Consider the following 15828-nt stretch of genomic DNA (forward strand, 5'->3'; position numbering starts at 1 on the left):
CGCTACGACAAGCAACCCGGCCGCTACCGCGCAGCGATCACCCTGGCCAGCACACTCATCTGGCTCGACACATGATCGGCAAGACGTTCCCTAGCGCCGCGCGAGCTCCGACCGCTTGTACGAGTAGCCGAAGTAGATCACGCAGCCGATCAGGAACCACACGGCGAACCGCACCCATGTCTGCCACTGCAGGAACGTGATGAGCCAGAGGGAGAAGACGACTCCCAGCGCCGGAATGACCGGCATCCACGGTGTGCGGAAGCCCCGCGGCAGGTCCGGCTGCCGGTAGCGCAGCACGATCACCGCGGTGCACACCACGACGAACGCCAGCAGGATGCCGATGTTGGTCAGCTCGGCCGCCTCCGCGATCGGGATGAACCCGGCGATGGCGGCCGAGGCGGCCCCGACGATCCAGGTCACCCGGGTCGGCACGTGCCGTGTCGGGTGCGTCTTGGCGAACCACTCGGGCAGGAGTCCGTCGCGGGACATCGCGAACCAGACCCGGGTGACGCCCAGCATGAACGTGAACATCACGGTCAGGATGCCGATGATCGCGCCCACCGCGATCACGTTCGCGAGCCCGCCCAGCCCGACCGACTTGAACGCCGTGGAGAAGCCGCTCTCCGGGTCGATGTGCTTGTAGTTCTGCATGCCGGTCAGCACCAGACAGGCCGCCACGTACAGGATCATCGAGATCACCAGCGAGTAGATGATCGCCTTCGGCATGTGCTTCTGGGCGTCCTTGGACTCCTCGGCCGCCGTCGACATCGCGTCGTACCCGAAGACGGCGAAGAACACGGTCGCCGCACCGGTGAACGCCCCGCTGACCCCGAACGGGAAGAACGGGTGGTAGTTCGCGGTGTTGATGTGGAACACGCCGACCGCGATCACCAGCAGGACCACCAGGACCTTCAGGGCGACCACGAACGTCTCGAAGCGGGCGGCGCTGCGGATGCCGAGGTTGAGCAGCCAGGCGATCAGCAGGCACAGGATCGCCGCGAACAGGTCGACCCGGTGTCCGCTCCCGGTGCCGGGCGCGCCCAGCATCCAGGCGGGCAGGTTGGCGCCCAACTGCTCGACCAGGAAGCTGAAGTACCCGGAGATGCCGATCGCGACCACCGCCACGATCGCGGTGTACTCCAGCAGCAGGTCCCAGCCGATGAACCATCCCGGGAACTCACCGAGCACCGCGTAGCCGTAGGTGTAGGCCGACCCCGCCTTCGGGATCAGCCCCGCGAACTCGGCGTACGACAGTGCGGCGCACGCGCTGGCCAGCCCGGCGATGAGGAAGGAGACCAGGACCGCGGGCCCCGCCGTGCCGTTGGCGACCGTGCCGGCCAGGGTGAAGATGCCCGCACCGATGATGCCGCCCACGCCGATCGCGGTGAGCTGCCCCAGTCCGAGCGATTTCTCGAGGCGGGGACCCTCGACGTGCTCGGTCTCCTCGATGTGTTCGATGGGTTTGCGGCGGAGAATGCCCTCACCCGTGCGCAGCCTGGCCATGCGCCTCACCTCTTCGCCGATCGTAACGGCTGACCGCGGATCATGCTGCTCAGCGTCCGGGTCCGCCCCTCGTGGCGGACGGCGGGGATCGGCGGTCTCGACATGACGGCTTCCCCCTGCCGCCGGATCTACGGCACCACGGTCACCGGCCACCGTCCCGCCTTCACCAGCCGGATCGCCACCGAGCCGACGATGCGGTGGCCGGCCTGTTCCGAGGCGCCGACGACCACGGCGTCCGCCTTGAGGTCGTCCGCCGCCTTCACCAGGCCGTTGAAGGGGTCGCCGCGGAAGGTGTGGAACTCCCAGCGGATGTCGTACAGACCCTTGAGACGCTCCGCCGCGTCCCGGATCTGGGCGACCAGGCCCTCGGCGATCTCGTCGGTCGTGTCCGCCACCGGGACCCCGAGCGCCGCGCTCGCCGACATCACCGGCTGGACGTACACGACGGCGAGCAGGGCGTGCTGCCGCCGCGCGAGACCACCCGCGTAGGCGGCGGCCCGGAGGGAGGGCTCGGAGCCGTCCACGCCGACGACTATGACCTTCGGCCCGTCGGTGCCCCGTTCGAACTGGTGGGCGTGCTGTTCCGTCACGGCCGTCAGGCTATCGGAGCTCCCGACTCCGCCGACCGCCCGGACCGGACGACCGGATGCCCGGTTCCGCGTACGGCTGTGCGCGGCTACGCCGGGCGGGTGCAATCGTGCCGCCGCACCGGTGTCGTTCTGGTGTGCCAACGCCCGCCGGGCGACTGATGAGTCATGACGAAGGACCAGTTGCTCACGCGCCGCCGGGCCCTGCTCGCCGGTGCCGCCGCCGTGGGGGCCGCCGGGACGGCCGGACTGTTCATGGCCCGGACGGGTGGCGGGGAACCCGTACGCGGTGGTGCCGCGCCCGCCGGCGGCCCGCAGGCGCGCGCCGCGCTCAGACCGTCCGCCTACCGTCTGCAGCCCCTGACCGGATACGGACCCCCGCGCGCCCGCCCCAGACCGCTCGCGGTGCGCAGCGAGCCCATCCTCGAGTTCCCAGTACGCGGCCGGACCATGGTACTGACCTTCGACGACGGACCGGACCCCCGCTACACCCCGGACATCCTGGACACCCTGGCGCGCTACGGCGTCCGCGCGATGTTCTTCCTGTGCGGGGAGATGGCCGTCGACAACAAGGAGTTGCTGGCCAGGATGGCCGACGAGGGGCACCTGGTCGGCAACCACACCTGGACCCACCCGTTGCTCACCCAGCTCGGCCGGGCGGAGATCCGCGACGAGATGGAACGCACCAGCGACGTCATCGAGGACGGCTACGGCGAACGCCCCCAGTGGTTCCGCGCGCCCTACGGGGCCTGGAACCGCGCGGCCTTCCAGCTGGGAGCCGAGATGGGCATGGAGCCGCTCGCCTGGACGGTCGACAGCCTCGACTGGACGACTCCCGGCACCGACACCATCGTCGACCGCATCGAGACCGGCGCCGCCCCCGGAGTCGTCGTCCTCTCGCACGACGCCGGGGGCGACCGCTCACAGAGCGTCAAAGCGCTGCGCAGGTACCTGCCGTACCTCCTCGACTCCGGCTACCACCTCACCGTCCCGCGCCGGCGCACCGGTTGACCTCCACGGAGAACGCTCAGTGGACCTCGACGAGGCGGGCGAAGACGACGACGTTGCCGTCGTAGCCGTTCTGCTTGGAGAAGCCTCCGCCGCAGGTGATGACCCGCAGTTCCGGTGTGCCCTTCGAGGCGTAGACGCGGTCGCCGGGGAAGTCCTTCTTCGCGAAGACCTCCACGCCGTAGATCTCGAACACGGCGATCTTCCCGTCGTGGCGAACGACCTCGACCCTGTTGCCCTTCTTCAGGGCCCCGAGTCCGTAGAACACGGCGGGGCCCTGGTTGTTGTCGACGTGGCCCACGATGACGGCGGTGCCCTTTTCCCCGGGGGAGACCGCACCGGTGAACGAGCCGGCCAGGTTGGGGTTCTCCGGAGGCGGCGCGGCGACCCAGCCGTCCGAGTCCAGGCCGACCGGCACGACCGGGGCGTCGACCTGGATCGCGGGGATCCGGACCCGGTCGACCACGGAGAAGGGCAGCGGCGCGGGGGCGGCCGGGAAGGCGCCGGCGCCGACTCCGCTGTCCGCGGCCGCGGCCGACGCGGGCTGCGGCGGCCCCGTGTCGAACTCTCCCGAGCCGTTGCGGATGAGTGCCAGACCGGTCAGCAGGACGAGCGCTATCACGCCCCAGGGGGCGCGCCTCTTCCGCCGCTCCTCCTCTTCGGCCAGTGCGGCCGGGTCGGACGCAGACATTCGCCATCCCCTTTCGACACGGCCGTCACCACGTCCCTCGCGCATGGGAAAACGCTAAGTCCCCCGCGCACCTGCGGCGACGGGGCGACGGGCGAACGGGTGGCCCGAACGGATCCACCGTGCGCCATCCGAGTTGCCGTTCCCAGGAATTTTCTGATGGCCCATGACCTGCAGAATCATCCGATTGTGCGCTCTTCTCCGGGGGTGTTGTCCCACCCGGACGGACCATTCTCGACATGCGGGCGTGTTCCGGTCGTCCGAGGGTCTACACAGGAGGTGCTTTCTCGCCGATCGTCCGGGGACGGAACCCGGAGCGCCTCCCGCGGAGGATCACATGCGCAACTCTCGTGCCACGGCGGCCGTGTGCACCGCGGTCGCCGTCATCGGGCTCGCCGCCCCCGTGGCCGTCGCGGACGGCATGGGCAACGGGGGCGGACCGAGCAGCACCGACCTGGGTGGAGTGAGTGGTGTCGGTGGAGTAGGTGGAGTAGGCGGAGTAGGTGGTGTGGGAGGGGTGGGCGGCGTGGGGGGCGTGGTCGTCGTCCCAGGCCTGGGCAACAACAACTTCCCAGGGAACAACAACTTCCCAGGCAACAACCACTTCCAGGGCAACAACAACCAGGGGAACAATCACTTCCAGGGCAACAACAACCAGGGGAACAATCACTTTCACGGCAACAACAACCAGGGGAACAATCACTTCCACGGCAACAACAACTTTCCGGGCAACGGGAACTTCCCCGGCGACGGGAACTTCCCCGGCAACGGGAACTTCCCAGGTAACGGGAACTTCCCAGGTAACGGCAACGCTTTTCCGGGTAACGGAAACTTCCCCGGCAACGGCAACAATTTTCCGGGTAACGGGAACTTCCCCGGCAACGGCAACGGCAACGGCAACGGCAACAACTTCCCGGGTAACGGCAACCTTGCCGGCAACGGGAACAACTTCCCGGGCAACGGCATCGGCAACGGGGGTGGCAAGGAGAACGACAACAACAACCTGGGCATGCGCAACATCGTCGCCACGCCCGGCGTCGTCGCCCCGGGCGGCCGGCTCACCGTCACAGTCGAAGGGTGCAACGGCGGCACCGTGTCGTCGCGGGCCTTCGCCACCGCCCCGCTGACCCCGCTCGGCAACGGCCTCTCCAGAGGCATCGTGACGAGCAATCGAAACACCCGGCCCGGCACCTTCGACGTCACCGTCAACTGCAACGGCCGCACCCTGACGCGCCCGGGGGCCTTCACGGTCCTCGGCGGGGTGCTGGGCGGTGTCGGCGGCAGCAGCTCCTCCGGGGCGACACCGGCCGACGTCGCCATCGGCGGCGGACTGCTGGCCGCGGCAGCGATCGGCGGCGGCGCGGTCTGGCTGCGCCGGCGGCGCGAGAAGCGGATCTGACCCGGCGCCCCGGCGCTGTCCGCGCGGGCCGGGAGCCGGCCGGGCTGGCCGGGCTGGCCGGCACCCCGGCTCCTCGGGAGTCAGGGGAGCCGGCCCGCCCGGTCACCGCCCGACGTGCGGGAAGAGGTTCAGGAACGGCTCCGCGGACGCCGCGATGCCCCGGCTGTAGGGCGCGTCGAAGTCCCAGATCAGGAAGAGCAGAAAGGCGATCAGCGCGGAGAACAGCCCGGCCAGGACCAGCTCGCGTGGCGTACGCCTGATCTGCAGCGCGAAGACCATGCAGATGGTGACCACGGCACCGGTCAGCAGCCCGAACCAGACCACGCCCGGCATGGTCGCCCCGGTCGAGTCGGCCCGGGCGTTGCGCGCCTGGTCGGCGGCGGCCACCTGGTCGAGGAGCGGCTGATAGGCCTGTGCCTGGAAGTCCGTCTTCGGCTGGTAGTCCGTGACGTCCTCGCGGACACGCTGCAGCAGCTCGGTGCCGCGCTCGGTGACGCGGCCGTGGTCGGCCATGGTCTTCCACTCGGTGTTGACGACGTGTCCGACATAGGCGTTGACATCCGCTCGAACACGGTCACGGACATCGGGCGGGTAGACCCGGACCCGCTCGGAGATCTCGTGCAGCGCCTGGGCCTCCGCCTGCACATGGTCCTGGGCGGTGCTGCGCGCCTCCCACACTCCCGCGATGGCCAGGCCCAGGACGATGGCGTACACGACGCCGATCCACATCGTCATGTACTCGATGACGTCCGGGGTCTCGCTGGGGTCCTCGTCCTGCGGTGCCCTGCGATGCCGTACGAGGGTGATGACGATCACCACGGTGCAGGCGGCCAGCATCGCGAGGACGAGAACAAGCCATTCCGACAACGGATCCTCCAGGGTCTCGGCGCGTCAGCGCGGGCGCAGCGCGGCGACGGCGACCACCGCGGGCGCGGTGATGAGCAGTACGTAGGTGACGGGGGACGTGCCGCCGTGCGACGGGTGGTGGGGTGGCTGTGGCCGGTACCGCGGATAGCTCACCGGAGCCGGCGAGGGGCGCGGCGTGGGTTTGGGCCGCGGGGCCGGCTTCGGTGCCGGCGGTGGGGCCGGGGGTGGGGGCGGGGGCGGCGGGAGCAGGTGCGCCGGACTGGGCGCGGGCTTCGGTGGGGGCGGCGCCGGGGCGGGAGGCGGCGGCTTCGGCTTCGGAGTGGTCTTCGGCGGGGGAGGGGGCGGGGGCGGCTTGGTCGGTGTGGGTGTCGGAGCGGGCGTCGGTGTGGGAGCGGGCGTCGGTGTGGGAGCGGGCGTCGGTGTGGGAGTGGGCGTCGGTGTGGGAGTGGGAGTGGGCGGCGGGCAGGGCGGGGGAGTGGGCTCCGGGCAGACAGGCGGCGTCGGCCAGGAGTCCCCGGCGACCGCCGCGGCCTGAACGCCGTCCGGGCCCGTCGAGGCGAACGCACAGGCGTCCGCCGCCGCCGTGCCGACCGGACAGCCCACGAGGCCCCAAGTCACCGCCGCCAGAGCCAACGCCTTCGCGGCACGCGTGAGTCGGGTCGGTTCGGGTCCATGCACGACGGAGATCATGAGGCGCCGCGCGGCCCCTTACGCCGGAGAGGGGACGGATTGCCCCGAAGGGAGGAGAAACGCCGCCGGATGGTTTGGCCGCTTCAGGGGGCCGGTGCGGCCGATGCGCACGTGTGTACGGGACCCCACGGGGGAGTTGCGGACAGGAGACGGGCCGGGGACGCCACAGTCTTCCGAAAGAAATTTGTGCGCCCGTTGAACACTTCAGCCCCTCCCCTCCGTACCCAATGTCGTGCGGCGGCGCAGCAGGCGCTGCAATAACCAGGCGATTATGGGGAGTTAGCGATGAAGACCTCCTGGCGGAGCGCCTCACTGGCGGCGACAGCCGTGTCGATGCTGGCGCTGACGACGGCGTGCGGTCAGGGCAATTCCACCACCCCGTCGTCGGCGGCCCAGAACGTCGGCGCCACGGCACCTGCGACGTCGGGTGGCGTCGGTGCGACGAGCGGCGGAACCGGAACCGGCACCGGTACGGGCGCGGGCGCGGGTACCGGGGCGGGCAACGGCTACGGTGCCGACGGCCAGCAGAGCAGCGCCTCTCCGAGCCCGGCGGAGCCCGCGGGCAAGCTGACCGTGGCCAGCAACCCCGACCTCGGCAAGGTGCTGACCGACGGCGCGGGACTCACCCTCTACCGCTTCGACAAGGACACCGCCAACCCGCCGAAGTCCAACTGTGAGGGCGACTGCGCCACCACCTGGCCGCCGGTCCCCGCGGACGACGCCGAGGCCGGCTCCGGCATCGACAAGGCGCTGCTGGGCGAGGTCACCCGCCCCGACGGCACCAAGCAGCTGACCATCGGCGGCTGGCCGGCCTACCGTTACGCCAAGGACGTCAACGCCGGTGACGTCAACGGCCAGGGCGTGGGCGGCAAGTGGTTCGCACTGGCCCCCGACGGCAAGAAGGCCACCCTCTCGAGCCTGCCCGGACTGTCGGTCCGCAAGGACGCCAAGCTCGGCGACATCATCGTCGACAAGAACGGCATGACGGTCTACCGCTTCATCAAGGACAAGGCGTGGCCGAAGCCCGTCTCGAACTGCACCGGGGCCTGCCTGGAGAAGTGGCCGGCCGTTGCCGAGGTCAACGTCAACGACACCAAGGGTGTCGAGAAGAAGGGCCTGATGGGCTTCGCCCGCACCGACAACGGCCAGAAGCAGATGACGGTCGACTGCTGGCCGATCTACACCTTCTCCGGCGACAAGAAGGCCGGGGACACCAACGGTCAGGGCGTGGGCGGCACCTGGTACGCCGTGTCGCCCACCGGCAAGCTGGTCGGCGCGTCCAAGTAGAGGTCACCTCCCCAGGGTTGTCCGACAGACGCACGGCCACCCGTCCGCCCCCTCCGCACCGCACGGAGGGGGCGGACCTGTGTGGCGGGACCGTCACAGCGCGGCACCGCACCAGCACTCTCCGCAGGCTGTGACCGGGAACGGATGGTCAATTTCCGTTTCTGCTCGCTCCATTGGCGGGCGATCAGTAGCCTCAGCTCGAACACCGGATCGTCACATCCTTGGAGAGATAGATGGAACGTCCCGCCTGGGCTCCACGGAGCATCGACATCTCGGTGCCGAGCGTCGCGCGCATCTACGACTACTACCTGGGCGGTTCGTACAACTTCGAGGTCGACCGGGAAGCCGCGCGCAGGGCCCTGGAGTTCATGCCGGGACTCCCCAAGATCATGCAGGCGAACCGGGCGTTCATGCGCCGGGCCGTGCGCTTCGCCGCCGCCGAGGGCATCACCCAGTTCATCGACATCGGCTCCGGCATACCCACCTTCGGCAACGTCCACGAGGTGGCGCAGGAGGCCGTACCGGACGCGCGGGTGGTGTACGTCGACCACGATCCGGTGGCGGTGGCCCACACCGAGGCCGTGCTGGCCGGCAACGACCACGCGGACGTGGTCGCCGCCGACCTCCGCAAGCCCCAGGAGATCCTGGCCAGCCCCCAGGTCGAGTCCCTGATCGACCTGAACCGGCCAGTGGCCCTTCTCCTCGTTGCCATACTGCACTTCGTGGAAGACTCGGACGACCCCTACGATGCGGTGGCCCGGCTGAGCGCGGCGCTCGCGCCCGGCAGCCTGCTCATCCTCACCCATGCCTCGTACGAGGGAATCCCGGTTCCCGCGGAGCGGGCCGAGGGCGCGGTGGACGTGTACAAGGGCATCCGCAATCCGCTGATCATGCGCTCGCGCGAGGAGATCGCGCGGTTCTTCGGGGGGTACGAGATGGTGGAACCCGGACTGGTGCCGATGCCGCTCTGGCGGCCTCAGACACCGCCGGAGGAGGAGGACCCGTACGCCTTCTCCGGATTCGCCGGCGTGGGGCGTACGGCGTGAGCGCGGAACCGGACGGGCCGGAGGACAGACTCCGCCGGTTCGCGACGATCTGGAGCCGGGCGCTCTTCCCGGTGACCTCGACGTCGCTGACCCGGCCGGAGTTCGAGGAACGACTGCTGCCGCTCGCACGCCGGCTGAGCGAGCTGCTGCGGGCCCGCAGCTTCGACGCGGACGAGGCCCGGGCGGTCGGCGCCGCGCTGGTCGGCGCACACTGCACCGATCCCGAGGCGCTCAGCCGCACGCTGGACTGCGTGGACGCCTACCTGGTGCTGTACTGCGGTGCCGACGGTCCGCAGGACGAGCTCAGGATGCGTTCCTCCCGGCTGCAGCACGCGATGGCCGCCGGATTCGCGCGGGCCCTCAAGGAGCGGACCCTGGCCGAGCAGGAGGCCATAGCCCAGGCGGCGCTCAGGGCGCACGGCGTGGTGGCGCAGGCGCTGCACGCCAGCGAGGCCCGCTTCCGCGCGGTCTTCGAGGGCGCCGCCATAGGGATCGGCATCGCCGACCTGGAGGGCAACATCCTGCAGGTCAACGCCGCGCTGCTGCGCATGTTCGGCGGCTCCGAGCAGGCGATGCGGGGCCGCAACGTCCTGGAGTGGACCCACCCGGAGGACGCGCCCCACGTCTGGAGGCTCTACGAGGAGCTCGTGCTCGGAGAGCGCGAGCACTACCACGTGGAGAAGCCGTTCTACCGCCCCGACGGAACCGTCCTGTGGACCAACCTGACGGTCTCCCTGCTGCGCGACCCCGACGGCAACCCCCAGTACCAGCTCGCCCTCATGGAGGACACCACCGAGCGGCGGCTGCTCAACCTCCGCCTGCGCTACGAGGCCACGCACGACGCGCTGACCGGCCTGCCCAACCGCACGCTGTTCTTCGAACGCCTGGAGAAGGCGCTGAACGCAGGTGAGGGACAGCGGTTCGGGCTGTGCTACCTCGACCTGGACGGCTTCAAGACCATCAACGACAGCCTCGGTCACGCCGCCGGGGACCGGCTGCTGGTGGAGGTCGCCGACCGGCTGCAGTCCTGCGCGACCGCGCCCGGCGAGATGGTCGCCCGGCTCGGCGGAGACGAGTTCGTGGCGCTGACCACCGGGCCGGACACCGAGCGGGGCGTCGACGAGCTCGCCGAGCGGATCATGAACGCGCTGGTCACCCCGGTCAGCATCGACGGCCGCGATCTGCTGGTGCGCGGCAGCATCGGCATCGTCGAGGGCCCGGCGGGGGAGCGGACCCCGGCGGAGGTGCTGCGCAGCGCCGACATCACCATGTACCGGGCCAAGTCGGCCGGCGGCAACCGCTCCGAGCTCGCCGACCCGGAGGCCGACGCCCGCGCCATCACCCGGCACGGCCTGACCACGGCCCTGCCGACAGCCCTGGACCGGGGCGAGTTCTTCATCGAGTACCAGCCGCTGGTGCACCTCGGCGACGGCAGCGTGCGCGGCGCGGAGGCGCTGGTGCGCTGGCTGCACCCGCAGCACGGCGTGCTCGGGCCGGACCGCTTCATTCCGCTCGCCGAGCACACCGGGCTGATCGTTCCGCTCGGCCGCTGGGTCCTGGAGGAGTCCGTCCGGCAGGCCCGCGACTGGCGGGAACGCCACGGTGACGGGACGACCGCGGGGCCGCTGCGGATCAACGTCAACCTCTCGCCGTGCCAGCTGACCCACCCCGGCCTGGTGCAGGACACGGTGGACATCCTCGAGCAGGTCGGCATCGCCCCCGACGCGCTCTGCCTGGAGGTCACCGAGTCCGCCCTGATCGGTGCCGACGACGACCTGCTCAAACCGCTGCGCCGGCTGCACGAGATGGGCGTCGACATCGCCCTCGACGACTTCGGCACGGGCTACTCCAACCTCGCCAACCTCCGCCGTCTGCCGGTGAGCATCCTCAAACTGGACCGCTCCTTCACCCAGGGCATGCAGCGGTTCCCGGCCGACCCGGTCGACCTGAAGATCGTCGAGGGGATCGTGTCCCTCGCCCACAGCCTCGACCTCGCGGTCACGGTGGAGGGCGTGGAGACCGGCGCCCAGGCCGAACAACTCCGCATCCTCGGCTGCGACACCGCCCAGGGCTGGTACTACGCCCGCCCGGGCCCCCCGGAACGGCTGCACGAGCTGGCGCTGGTCGACGCGACGGGTTGATGGACGAGGGGCACTGTCCGGTGCCGGGCCGGGGGAGCGCCCCAAAGGGGCGCGGGCTGTGCCGATATGCGGCTCCGCCGCGTGGGCGCGGGAAGCGACCACGACCCGCGCCCCCCAACGGCGCCGACCCGGCAGACGCAACCGGGCAACACGCCCTCACCGCTCCAGCAGCATCCGCTGCAGCTCCCTCGCGGCCCGAGGCGGAGCCACGTCGCTACGGTGCGCCAGCGCGATCGTCCGGGCCAGCCCCGGCCGACCCAACGGAGTGACCCGCAGCCCGTGCCCGGACCTCGTCGCGACCATGCGCGGTACCACGGCGACCCCCAGCCCCGCCCGCACGAACCCCAGGACCGCGTCCATCTCCCCGCCCTCCACCGCGAAGTCCGGCTCGAACCCGGCGGAGCGGCACGCGGCCACGGTCAGCTCCCGCAGGTCGTAGCCGTGCCGGAACATCACCAACCGCTCACCCTCCAGGTCGGCGATGCGCACCTGCCGGCCGCCGCGGCCCGGTGCCGGCGCCTCCGGTGACGACACGACCACCAGGTCCTCGCGCAGCAGCTCCACCGTCGTCAGGGCGGGCGACGGTGTCGGCAGCGGGAGGACGACCAGGGCGAGGTCCAGGGCGCCGCGCGCGAGTTCCCGTACCAGGTCGTGGGAGCCGCCCTCCTCCACCAGCAGCCGGATGCCGGGGTAGCGGTCGTGGAAGGCGCGCAGCACGTCCGGGAGCAGGCCGGTGCACAGACTCGGCGTGGCGCCGAGCCGGACCCGGCCGCCGCGCAACTGCACCAGCTCCTGCACCTCGTGCCGCGCGGTGTCCGCGTCGGCCAGGATCCGCCGGGCCAGCGGCAGCAGCGCCTCGCCCGCGTCCGTCAGCGTGATGTTGCCCCGCGCCCGCTGGAACAGGTCCGCGCCGAGTTCCCGCTCCAGCGCCTTGATCTGCTGCGAGAGCGAGGGCTGTGCCACGTGGACCCGATCGGCGGCACGGGTGAAGTGCCGGGTCTCGGCGACCGCGACGAAGTACTGGAGCTGCTGGAACTGCATACGAGCCAGCATAGGCTCTGCCTATCGAAACGAGCCGGACCATGTCTTGGACCGATGGGGTCCTTCGGCCCTAGCGTCTTGAGCCATGGCTCTGGCAACGCGGACGGACCGACGGCCGTCCATGGCGCGCACCGTGTGGGACTCGACCGTCGGCAAGAAGACGGTGATGGCCGTCAGCGGCGTGATCATGCTGCTGTACCTGGTGGCCCATGTGATCGGCAACCTGAAGATCTTCTTCGGACCCGAGGAGTTCAACCACTACGCGCACTGGCTGCGCACCGTCGGCGAGCCCTTCATGCACTACGAGTGGACGCTGTGGCTGATCCGCGTCGTGCTGATCGCCGCCGTCGTCGCCCACGCCGTCTGCGCGTACCAGCTCAGCCGCCGCGACATCAGGGCGCGCCCCAGCAAGTACGTGCACGCGAGGCCCCGGGCGAGCTACGCGACGCGCACCATGCGCTGGGGCGGGATCATCCTCGGGCTGTTCATCGTCTGGCACATCCTGGACCTGACCACCGGCACCGTGCACTCCGGCGGCTTCCAGGCCGGCCACCCGTACCAGAACGTGGTGGACACCTTCTCCACCTGGTACGGCAACGTCATCTACATCGTCGCGATGCTCGCGCTCGGCCTGCACATCCGGCACGGCTTCTGGAGCGCCGCCCAGACCCTCGGCGTCGGCAGCCGCACCCGCGACCGGGCCCTGAAGACCGTCGCCGACGTCCTCGCGCTGCTGCTCACGGCCGGCTTCATCGCCGTACCCGTGGGCGTCATGACCGGAGTGGTGAGCTGACATGACCTACACCGACTACGTCACCGGCGAACCCGTCGTCGACACCAAGGCGCCGTCCGGACCGGTCGGCGAGCGCTGGGACAAGCGCCGTTTCGAGGCCAGGCTGGTCAACCCCGCGAACCGCCGCAAGCACACGGTGATCGTCGTCGGCACCGGCCTCGCGGGCGGCTCCGCCGGTGCCACGCTCGCCGAACAGGGCTACCACGTCGTCCAGTTCTGCTACCAGGACTCCCCGCGCCGTGCCCACTCGATCGCCGCGCAAGGCGGTATCAACGCGGCGAAGAACTACCGCAACGACGGCGACTCGATCCACCGCCTGTTCTACGACACCGTCAAGGGCGGCGACTTCCGGGCGCGCGAGTCCAACGTCCACCGCCTCGCGCAGATCTCGGTGGAGATCATCGACCAGTGCGTGGCACAGGGCGTGCCCTTCGCCCGCGAGTACGGCGGTCTGCTCGACACCCGCTCCTTCGGCGGCGTCCAGGTCTCACGCACCTTCTACGCCCGCGGCCAGACGGGCCAGCAGCTGCTGCTCGGCGCCTACCAGGCGCTGTCCAGGCAGATCGCCGCGGGCAACGTCGAGATGCACCCGCGCACCGAGATGCTGGACCTGATCGTCGTCGACGGGCGGGCCCGGGGCATCGTGGCCCGTGACCTGGTCATCGGAAAGATCTCCACGTACTTCGCGGACGCCGTCGTCCTCGCTACCGGCGGCTACGGCAACGTCTTCTACCTGTCGACGAACGCCATGAACTCCAACGCCACCGCGATCTGGCGGGCCCACCGGCGCGGCGCGTACTTCGCCAACCCGTGCTTCACGCAGATCCACCCCTCCTGCATCCCACGCACCGGTGACCACCAGTCCAAACTCACCCTGATGAGCGAGTCGCTGCGCAACGACGGCCGGATCTGGGTGCCCAGGGCCAAGGGCGACAACCGGCCGCCGGGCGAGATCCCCGAGGACGAGCGCGACTACTACCTGGAGCGCCTCTACCCGTCCTTCGGCAACCTGGTCCCGCGCGACATCGCCTCCCGCGCCGCGAAGAACGTCTGCGACGAGGGCAGGGGAGTGGGCCCCGGCGGACAGGGCGTCTACCTCGACTTCGCCGACGCCATCGAGCGCATGGGCCGAAAGGCGGTCGAGGCCAAGTACGGCAACCTCTTCGACATGTACCAGCGGATCACCGACGAGGATCCGTACGAGGTGCCGATGCGGATCTACCCCGCCGTGCACTACACGATGGGCGGCCTGTGGGTCGACTACGACCTGCAGACCACGATCCCCGGCCTGTTCGCGATCGGCGAGGCCAACTTCTCCGACCACGGCGCCAACCGGCTCGGCGCGTCCGCGCTGATGCAGGGTCTCGCCGACGGCTACTTCGTGCTCCCGGCGACGATCAACGACTACCTGGCCCGCAACCCGCGCCAGGAGACGGTGACCGCCGGACACCCCGTCGTGCAGGAGGCGCTGGCCGAGACCGAGGACCGCCTGCGCCTGCTCCTCGCCGTGGACGGCGACCGCACCCCCGACTCCTTCCACCGCGAACTCGGCGAACTGATGTGGGAGTTCTGCGGCATGGCCCGCACCGACGCCGGACTGCGAAAGGCCCTGGAGCGGATCCCGCAGATCCGCGAGGAGTTCTGGCGCCGGATCAAGGTGCCCGGCACCGGAGAGGAGTTCAACCAGTCGCTGGAGAAGGCCAACCGGATCGTCGACTACCTGGAGCTCGCCGAGCTGATGTGTCTCGACGCCCTGCACCGCACCGAGTCCTGCGGCGGCCACTTCCGCGAGGAGTCCCAGACCCCCGACGGCGAGGCCGCCCGCAAGGACGACGAGTTCTCCTACGCGGCCGCCTGGGAGTTCACGGGCGAAGCCCCGATCCTGCACCGAGAAGACCTGGTCTTCGAGTACGTCCACCCCACCCAGCGGAGCTACGCATGAAGCTCACCCTGCGCGTCTGGCGGCAGCGCGACGCCGACGCCGAAGGCGCCATGTCCACGTACGAGGTGGACGGCATCTCCTCCGACATGTCCTTCCTGGAGATGCTCGACACCCTCAACGAGGAGCTCATCCTCAAGGGCGAGGACCCCGTCGCCTTCGACCACGACTGCCGCGAGGGCATCTGCGGCGCCTGCTCCCTCGTCATCAACGGCGAGGCGCACGGCCCCGAACGCACCACCACCTGCCAACTGCACATGCGGTCCTTCCAGGACGGCGACACGATCGACATCGAACCGTGGCGGGCCGCGGCCTTCCCGGTGATCAAGGATCTGGTGGTGGACCGGTCGGCGTTCGACCGGATCATCCAGGCCGGCGGTTACGTCACCGCACCGACCGGTGCCGCGCCGGAGGCGCACGCCACGCCGGTGCCCAAGCCGGACGCCGACTTCGCGTTCGAACACGCGGAGTGCATCGGCTGCGGGGCGTGTGTGGCCGCGTGCCCGAACGGGGCGGCGATGCTGTTCACCTCCGCCAAGATCAACCACCTGAACGTCCTGCCGCAGGGCGCGCCCGAGCGGGAGACGCGGGTGCTCGACATGGTGGCGCAGATGGACGAGGAGGGCTTCGGCGGCTGCACCCTGGCGGGAGAGTGCGCCACCGCGTGCCCCAAGGGCATTCCCCTGATGTCCATCACCGGCATGAACAAGGAATGGCTGCGGGCCACCCGGAAGGCGGCGAAGCGGTAGCGCCGGTTCACGACGTGCGGCGTTCAACAGCCGCACATCCGCTCTCCCGGCCGCGGTCACGCGGGCGCCACCGGTGTCGGAAGAACTTGA

The 15828-nt window shown here is 70.3% G+C and carries 14 protein-coding genes; 8 read left to right on the forward strand and 6 right to left on the reverse strand.

Annotated features, from left to right (window positions below):
• Positions 1-90: 90 nt before the first annotated feature.
• Together ACFYZQ_RS31860 and ACFYZQ_RS31865 are read right to left on the reverse strand one after the other, a co-directional pair.
• The gene (locus tag ACFYZQ_RS31860; RefSeq protein ID WP_389155268.1) at positions 91-1503 is read right to left on the reverse strand and encodes an amino acid permease; all 1413 of its coding nucleotides are present in this window, start codon (positions 1501-1503) and stop codon (positions 91-93) included.
• A 128-nt stretch (positions 1504-1631) separates the two neighbouring features.
• Positions 1632-2093: a universal stress protein gene (locus ACFYZQ_RS31865; protein ID WP_389155270.1), complete on the reverse strand. Its 462-nt coding sequence runs from the start codon at positions 2091-2093 to the stop codon at positions 1632-1634.
• Positions 2094-2258: 165 nt separating this feature from the next.
• Between ACFYZQ_RS31865 and ACFYZQ_RS31870 the strand changes: the two genes are divergently transcribed.
• Positions 2259-3101 carry a polysaccharide deacetylase family protein gene (locus tag ACFYZQ_RS31870; protein WP_389155273.1) on the forward strand — a complete coding sequence of 281 codons (843 nt, stop codon included), beginning with the start codon at positions 2259-2261 and terminating at the stop codon, positions 3099-3101.
• 16 nt (positions 3102-3117) lie between these two features.
• Here the strand turns inward: ACFYZQ_RS31870 and ACFYZQ_RS31875 are convergent, their stop codons facing one another.
• Positions 3118-3789 carry a class F sortase gene (locus ACFYZQ_RS31875; RefSeq protein WP_389155275.1) on the reverse strand — a complete coding sequence of 224 codons (672 nt, stop codon included), beginning with the start codon at positions 3787-3789 and terminating at the stop codon, positions 3118-3120.
• Positions 3790-4123: 334 nt separating this feature from the next.
• On the opposite strand from ACFYZQ_RS31875, the gene ACFYZQ_RS31880 reads away from it, so the two are divergent.
• Positions 4124-5185, forward strand: a complete 1062-nt coding sequence (locus tag ACFYZQ_RS31880; protein ID WP_389155278.1) for a hypothetical protein — start codon at positions 4124-4126, stop codon at positions 5183-5185.
• Positions 5186-5287: 102 nt separating this feature from the next.
• On the opposite strand, the gene ACFYZQ_RS31885 is transcribed toward ACFYZQ_RS31880, so the two are convergent.
• Entirely contained in the window at positions 5288-6052 is a 765-nt protein-coding gene (locus ACFYZQ_RS31885; RefSeq protein WP_389155281.1) for a DUF4239 domain-containing protein, read from the reverse strand.
• A gap of 24 nt (positions 6053-6076) precedes the next feature.
• Positions 6077-6205, reverse strand: coding sequence for a hypothetical protein (locus tag ACFYZQ_RS31890; RefSeq protein ID WP_388789458.1), 129 nt, complete (start codon positions 6203-6205; stop codon positions 6077-6079).
• An 822-nt stretch (positions 6206-7027) separates the two neighbouring features.
• Between ACFYZQ_RS31890 and ACFYZQ_RS31895 the strand changes: the two genes are divergently transcribed.
• The 3 genes from ACFYZQ_RS31895 (at position 7028) to ACFYZQ_RS31905 (ending at position 11216) form a co-directional block, all read left to right on the forward strand.
• Positions 7028-8029, forward strand: a complete 1002-nt coding sequence (locus ACFYZQ_RS31895; RefSeq protein WP_389155284.1) for an SCO0930 family lipoprotein — start codon at positions 7028-7030, stop codon at positions 8027-8029.
• 233 nt (positions 8030-8262) lie between these two features.
• Positions 8263-9075, forward strand: a complete 813-nt coding sequence (locus ACFYZQ_RS31900) for an SAM-dependent methyltransferase (RefSeq protein ID WP_389155287.1) — start codon at positions 8263-8265, stop codon at positions 9073-9075.
• Entirely contained in the window at positions 9072-11216 is a 2145-nt protein-coding gene (locus tag ACFYZQ_RS31905) for a putative bifunctional diguanylate cyclase/phosphodiesterase (protein WP_389155289.1), read from the forward strand. The genes ACFYZQ_RS31900 and ACFYZQ_RS31905 overlap by 4 nt, the downstream gene beginning before the upstream one ends.
• A 156-nt stretch (positions 11217-11372) precedes the next feature.
• Here ACFYZQ_RS31905 and ACFYZQ_RS31910 read toward each other — a convergent pair whose 3' ends face one another.
• The gene (locus tag ACFYZQ_RS31910; protein WP_389155292.1) at positions 11373-12257 is read right to left on the reverse strand and encodes a LysR family transcriptional regulator; all 885 of its coding nucleotides are present in this window, start codon (positions 12255-12257) and stop codon (positions 11373-11375) included.
• A 121-nt stretch (positions 12258-12378) separates the two neighbouring features.
• Here ACFYZQ_RS31910 and ACFYZQ_RS31915 point away from each other — a divergent pair, with 121 nt between their 5' ends.
• From ACFYZQ_RS31915 to ACFYZQ_RS31925, 3 genes are read left to right on the forward strand one after another with little or no spacing between them, the layout of a single operon-like run.
• Positions 12379-13050 carry a succinate dehydrogenase gene (locus tag ACFYZQ_RS31915; RefSeq protein ID WP_389155667.1) on the forward strand — a complete coding sequence of 224 codons (672 nt, stop codon included), beginning with the start codon at positions 12379-12381 and terminating at the stop codon, positions 13048-13050.
• Between the two features lies 1 nt (position 13051).
• Positions 13052-14992, forward strand: coding sequence for a fumarate reductase/succinate dehydrogenase flavoprotein subunit (locus tag ACFYZQ_RS31920; protein ID WP_389155295.1), 1941 nt, complete (start codon positions 13052-13054; stop codon positions 14990-14992).
• A complete protein-coding gene (locus tag ACFYZQ_RS31925; RefSeq protein ID WP_389155298.1) occupies positions 14989-15738 on the forward strand; it encodes a succinate dehydrogenase/fumarate reductase iron-sulfur subunit in 750 nt (249 codons plus the stop codon). The genes ACFYZQ_RS31920 and ACFYZQ_RS31925 overlap by 4 nt, the downstream gene beginning before the upstream one ends.
• The last annotated feature ends 90 nt before the right edge of the window (positions 15739-15828 follow it).

The organism is Streptomyces sp. NPDC001843 (assembly GCF_042891955.1).
In the GTDB taxonomy this organism is placed as follows: domain Bacteria; phylum Actinomycetota; class Actinomycetes; order Streptomycetales; family Streptomycetaceae; genus Streptomyces.

What these genes read in the sequence shown, in the direction of transcription:
- ACFYZQ_RS31860 (WP_389155268.1), bottom strand. Translation starts at nt 1,503, where the DNA reads ATGGCCAGGCTGCGCACGGGTGAGGGCATTCTCCGCCGCAAACCCATC.
- ACFYZQ_RS31870 (WP_389155273.1), top strand. Translation starts at nt 2,259, where the DNA reads ATGACGAAGGACCAGTTGCTCACGCGCCGCCGGGCCCTGCTCGCCGGT.
- ACFYZQ_RS31875 (WP_389155275.1), bottom strand. Translation starts at nt 3,789, where the DNA reads ATGTCTGCGTCCGACCCGGCCGCACTGGCCGAAGAGGAGGAGCGGCGG.
- ACFYZQ_RS31880 (WP_389155278.1), top strand. Translation starts at nt 4,124, where the DNA reads ATGCGCAACTCTCGTGCCACGGCGGCCGTGTGCACCGCGGTCGCCGTC.
- ACFYZQ_RS31895 (WP_389155284.1), top strand. Translation starts at nt 7,028, where the DNA reads ATGAAGACCTCCTGGCGGAGCGCCTCACTGGCGGCGACAGCCGTGTCG.
- ACFYZQ_RS31900 (WP_389155287.1), top strand. Translation starts at nt 8,263, where the DNA reads ATGGAACGTCCCGCCTGGGCTCCACGGAGCATCGACATCTCGGTGCCG.
- ACFYZQ_RS31910 (WP_389155292.1), bottom strand. Translation starts at nt 12,257, where the DNA reads ATGCAGTTCCAGCAGCTCCAGTACTTCGTCGCGGTCGCCGAGACCCGG.
- ACFYZQ_RS31915 (WP_389155667.1), top strand. Translation starts at nt 12,379, where the DNA reads ATGGCGCGCACCGTGTGGGACTCGACCGTCGGCAAGAAGACGGTGATG.
- ACFYZQ_RS31920 (WP_389155295.1), top strand. Translation starts at nt 13,052, where the DNA reads ATGACCTACACCGACTACGTCACCGGCGAACCCGTCGTCGACACCAAG.
- ACFYZQ_RS31925 (WP_389155298.1), top strand. Translation starts at nt 14,989, where the DNA reads ATGAAGCTCACCCTGCGCGTCTGGCGGCAGCGCGACGCCGACGCCGAA.